Genomic DNA, 4,970 nt, shown 5'->3' on the forward strand with positions numbered 1-4,970 from the left:
ATCGGAACTATTTCATCGGAACTATGACCATGTTTAACAAAGTCTTTATTATTACCTGCAGTTTACTTTTCTCTTTTAACATTACCGCCACCGAACTCACTAGGATGACCCTTGAAGACGGTACTGAAGTGGTTTTGAATGACGATTTTACCTGGCAATATGTGCTATTAACCTCTGCCGATAGCGATCCTACTTCACCTGAAAAATCAGATTCATTAACACCTGCGGTAATGGCTAACTCAGCATTAATGACCACCTCGGTATCGCAAGGCGTGCGAGTTACATTCAAATCTGCTCACTGGGATGATGAAGAGTTAGGGCTGGATTTCAGTATTGACAATACCTCGCCATTAACTGTACTCAAGGTGACTATTGCCGCAACGTTATTTGACGATAATGGCAGCAAGATAACAACTCGTGAATTTAATGTATGGCAGGCGCAAAATAGATTACCAGAAACCTATTTACGTAAGACTCAGCAGCGTGATAGCCGCATTTTCAAGCTTGATGATATTGACCCCGCGCAATGGCAGAAACAGTTCATCAGCCTTGATATCATTGCAGTAGAGACGCGATAATTTATCCTGATCACATTATAAAATAAAGACTTAGACCCTAATTACTCACATTTAATGTTTTACACTATACTCAAATACATTGTTAACGGAGTAAACTAATTTTCAATGTATGAGGAAGATACTAACATGAATAAATATTCTCGATTTATAGCGAGCAGCATTTCAGCCTTGGCGATAACAGTCCCAGCACAAGCTTATGCAGACGGTTTTTATATTGGTGCCGGCGCCTATCAAGCCAATGCCGAGCAAGGCAGTTTCGATGACGATGATGTGGTACCGGCACTATTTGCCGGTTACAACCTCATCGATTCGAATATTTTTATGCTCTCAGGTGAATTAGGTTATTACGACCTAGGTGGCTATAACGGCGATGCACTCGGCCAGACTTATGATATCGATGCCTCAGCTTTCACACTCGCCGCTGTTGGTTACCTACCAATAGGGCCATTCTTTGAAGTTTATGCCAAGGCTGGTGTTGCGTTCACTTCAATTGACATTGAGATTAATGATTCGAAAAACGATGCTGATGGCGAAGAGTTTTTCGGCGGTATCGGTGCCAGTGTTGATGTATTAGATACTATTGATATTTATGCCGAATACTTGATGTTTGATACCGACATTGACACTTCAATTGCCGGTGTTGGGGTAAGGTTTGCTTTCTAATACTGATTAAGCCAAATTTAGATAGCTTGGCGGCTGCTAGTCGTCACTGCGGGAGTCGCTAGCCATTGTTGCAGTGCTCCCCATGTTGCTTTAGCTTCAGCAACACCTTCTTCATAACGCAATTTCACCTTATTCTTGTCTTTCTCTAGACGCGATATGTCAGACGGCGCTTGAGGGCGAATAACAAACACTTTACCTTGTTGTTCCCACCGAGCTATCTTGTCTAAGGCATTGTTGTAATATTCATGACGCGAATGCAGCGCTTGATATAACTTAGGGTACTTATAGCAAGCAATTCTGCACGCCAGGTCCATTTTCATGGCTGATTTTCGGTAACTGTCATGCTGACTTAAAATAATAACCAAGCGCTCACAGCCAGACTCAAAAGCATGTTCTGCGGGAATGGGATCCATAATGCCACCATCAAGATAAGGCATATTATTAATCACCACAGGTTTAGAGATAAACGGTAAACTTGAAGTGGCAATAAGGCTGTCTAATACCTGATCTTGTGTCGTTAACTGCTGCGAAGAAAAGTAATCAGTATTACCCGTTTGACAATTAAATGCCCCGAGTTCAAACACTTCTTTCATGTTAAACAGCATATCAAAATCATATGGCATAAGCTGCTTGGCCATTGCATGGAAAGTGAAAGGCGGGTTCATGTAACTGCCAGTCCTAAGCAGATGCTTCATACCCATATAGCGAGGATCATCATGGTATTTAAGCTGAATATTCAGGTTACGTTTGTGTTGCTTAGACACATAAGATGCCGAATAAAGCGCACCCGCGGAAACACCACAGACATAAGGAAAGTGAATAGAGCAACTAAGAAAGTGATCTAATACACCAGCGCCAAATATCGCTCTTAGTCCGCCACCTTCAACAATTAAACCGACGTTATCTAGATTCACATCACTCATTACTAACCCCATTAATGACTACCTGTTGTAAATAAACTAAAGCCACAGATTATCCCTCCCTGACAATAAAGTCTAATGGTTTCAGCTAACAAGGCCTTGATGTCGATGATGTCTCGCTAATGCGCTGCTATGGTGAGGTTATTTAACCAACGTCCGCTTAAGTAACGGTGGAAACACAACGACAGTTTTACTATTTCTTCAACTAACAGCAACATGTATACGTGATTAAAATCCCAATCTAATACCAAGGCAGCAAATGCGGTCGACGGTACGCCAATTATCCACATAGCAATGAGATCCATGCGTAAACAAAAGTGATTGTCGCCACCAGCACGTAAAATACCGTTGATAATAATCATGTTCAGCATGCGCAGCCATATCGCGCAGCAAAGTACCACCAGCGCGGGAGAAGCCAGCGGATATAATTCATCGCTGCCAAGGTTTAGCCAGGACAAGATAATATCTTTACCCAGTAACAGCAATAACCCGATAGCCAAGCCGAATGCTAACACCGTTTTGATGAAGAATTTCGACATCGTAAAGGCTTCGGTAAATTCATCGCGGCCTAATGCTTGTCCTAACAGCACTGAACACGCCACAGATATGCCGAAAAACACCGAATAGCACAAGGACTCAAAGGGACCAAGCAGGCTAAATACCGCCAATTCTGTGGTGCCCATATGGCCGAAAATCATCTGATAACTGAGCATACCAATGGCCCATAACACCGCGCTGGCAGTAGACGGGATCGCAATGTATTTGTATGCCGCCCATAATCGGCTAGAGTCGGTCTGGATAGGTGCACTGAGTAACCAGTGTTTACGCCAATGTAAAAACCCGAACATAAGCGCCACCTGCAACAAGCGGGAAATAGTGGTCGCTAAAGCCGCCCCAGCGACGCCCATAGCCGGAATGCCCAAACCGCCATTGATCAACCAGAAGTTCAAGCCAATATTGACGATGATGGTGAATCCACTCAGATATAACGGTGTAACAGTATCACCTGAAGAACGCAGCGCCGATTCACATATCATCACTAAATGCGTGAGTAGTAGTACCGGAAAACTGTACCAGAGGTAGGTAGATCCTAACTCAATCACCTTCGCATCCGTGGTTTGCAGCAGCATGATGTAGCCGGAAAACAGGGTAATAACTAAGGTAACGGGTAGTAAAATTTTAACACCGCACTGCATTGCCAACAGCGTGATTGTTTTTGCCGCTCGGCGATCTTGTTTACCCCAATATTGCGCCACTAATACCCCATTGGCGGATGCCATACCAGCCATGATCATGATGGCGACAAAATGCCATTTTGAGGCGGTTCCCACTGCTGCGGTAGATTCAATACCAAAATCACTGACCATTAATACATCGGCTAACGCGAGTATTGCCGCCAACGCACTTTGGATAGCAACAGGGAATCCCAGCTTGAACATCTTAGATAGCATACCGTCAGCTATGGCATTACGGCTTAAATTGGTGTAGTTTTTAACAGTCATTGGTCTTCCTTATTTTGAAAGGCCACTATAGGGAAAAAGTATTGAAAAGAAAATGTGCGAAAATAGACAAAACCTGTGCAAATCCGTCATTAGCACCATGCAACCTAAATCGCAGTGGCATGACGAAGTCTATTTAGCCGATGCTTGTAAGGAGCGTTTTCTGACTACTTCTGACATTCCCGAGTTGAGTCAGGAAGACATTTTTATGGCGGGTATGGCAGAGCTGAGCGATGGTTATCATGTCGAGCGGTATGGCGTTGCGGTTCACACCTTGGTTTTCACCTTAGCAGGCAGCGGTATTTTAACCACGGCAGATCGGGTGGAATTAATCGAACCTTATACCTTGCTGGTGATACCTGCGCATACCCCGTTTCGGTTTGAGCTGAACAAGGTCGATAATTATTGGAAGATGGTATGGCTATTACCTCAACCTACCGCTAAATGGCAGCACTTCGCAGCATTGGGGCTAACCATCTTACCCTATCATCAATGTGAACAAATATGGTCGTTGCTGAATTTGATCCATTGCGAAATTAATGGCCGCACCACTTTTCGACGTTTGTTGGTCAGCGAATTAAACCTGATATTGACGGGTGTGGAATCTAAATTGACCCGCTCTGCGTCACGTGTGCATAGCGTATTTAATCAGGTAGAAAGTCAGCTGCATTTACCATGGACAGTGAAAGAGATGGCAGCACGCTGCTTTATTAGTGAGGAACAGCTGAATCGGATCAGCAAAAATCTATACGCCATGTCACCAAGAACCCGACTGATCCATTTACGTATGGAGAAAGCAGCTGATTTACTGCAATATCGGGAGTGGACAATTTCGATGATAGCTCAACGCTTGGGTTATAAAGACCCGTACAACTTTACCCACCGTTTCAGGAAATACTTTGGCTGCTCTCCGAGCCGTTATCGCAAAGCATTAGCGGAAAATACACAATAATACTTAATGTCGATTGCGTATCGCGCGCTCAGTAATACGGTCAATTAAACTCGGCACCAGCAATTTAAACCAGCGCCCTAACCGACCCCGTAACGAAGTGATGAGTAAACGTTGTCGGCCAGCAATGGCATTAAGGCATAACTGCGCACACTGTTCGGCAGTCATCAGTTTACTTTCCTGCATCGGCGTAACACCTAGTGGTTTACCATCTGTACCAATCGCGCGCTTGTGTGTTTCTGTGACCACAAAATCGGGACAAATAACCGTCACATCAACGCTATCATGTTTTAATTCAATACGTAATGAATCAAAAAAACCAACAACAGCATGTTTTGATGCGGCATAACCAGTGCGATAA

Annotated in this window: 6 protein-coding genes; 3 read left to right on the forward strand and 3 right to left on the reverse strand. The window is 43.9% G+C overall.

Annotation, left to right across the window (positions count from 1 at the left end):
* On the forward strand, positions 1 to 578 hold a 578-nt coding region (locus QNK26_RS18680), incomplete at its 5' end, for a DUF3157 family protein (protein ID WP_319225645.1).
* A 126-nt stretch (positions 579 to 704) separates the two neighbouring features.
* A complete protein-coding gene (locus tag QNK26_RS18685; protein WP_319225646.1) occupies positions 705 to 1,241 on the forward strand; it encodes a porin family protein in 537 nt (178 codons plus the stop codon).
* A 17-nt stretch (positions 1,242 to 1,258) separates the two neighbouring features.
* On the opposite strand, the gene QNK26_RS18690 is transcribed toward QNK26_RS18685, so the two are convergent.
* Together QNK26_RS18690 and QNK26_RS18695 are read right to left on the reverse strand one after the other, a co-directional pair.
* The gene (locus tag QNK26_RS18690) at positions 1,259 to 2,164 is read right to left on the reverse strand and encodes a patatin family protein (RefSeq protein WP_319225647.1); all 906 of its coding nucleotides are present in this window, start codon (positions 2,162 to 2,164) and stop codon (positions 1,259 to 1,261) included.
* A gap of 116 nt (positions 2,165 to 2,280) precedes the next feature.
* On the reverse strand, positions 2,281 to 3,663 hold the full coding sequence (locus QNK26_RS18695) for an MATE family efflux transporter (protein ID WP_319225650.1): 1,383 nt from the start codon (positions 3,661 to 3,663) through the stop codon (positions 2,281 to 2,283).
* A gap of 52 nt (positions 3,664 to 3,715) precedes the next feature.
* On the opposite strand from QNK26_RS18695, the gene QNK26_RS18700 reads away from it, so the two are divergent.
* On the forward strand, positions 3,716 to 4,612 hold the full coding sequence (locus tag QNK26_RS18700; RefSeq protein WP_319225651.1) for an AraC family transcriptional regulator: 897 nt from the start codon (positions 3,716 to 3,718) through the stop codon (positions 4,610 to 4,612).
* Between the two features lie 3 nt (positions 4,613 to 4,615).
* On the opposite strand, the gene QNK26_RS18705 is transcribed toward QNK26_RS18700, so the two are convergent.
* A partial coding sequence (locus QNK26_RS18705; protein WP_319225653.1) for an SDR family NAD(P)-dependent oxidoreductase occupies positions 4,616 to 4,970 on the reverse strand: 355 nt, incomplete at its 5' end.

This window comes from Moritella sp. (assembly GCF_033791185.1).
Taxonomy (GTDB): Bacteria; Pseudomonadota; Gammaproteobacteria; order Enterobacterales; family Moritellaceae; genus Moritella.

Bases quoted from the DNA above. Each gene is read 5' to 3' on its own strand.
- QNK26_RS18685 (WP_319225646.1), top strand. From the start codon at position 705: ATGAATAAATATTCTCGATTTATAGCGAGCAGCATTTCAGCCTTGGCG.
- QNK26_RS18690 (WP_319225647.1), bottom strand. From the start codon at position 2,164: ATGAGTGATGTGAATCTAGATAACGTCGGTTTAATTGTTGAAGGTGGC.
- QNK26_RS18695 (WP_319225650.1), bottom strand. From the start codon at position 3,663: ATGACTGTTAAAAACTACACCAATTTAAGCCGTAATGCCATAGCTGAC.
- QNK26_RS18700 (WP_319225651.1), top strand. From the start codon at position 3,716: ATGTGCGAAAATAGACAAAACCTGTGCAAATCCGTCATTAGCACCATG.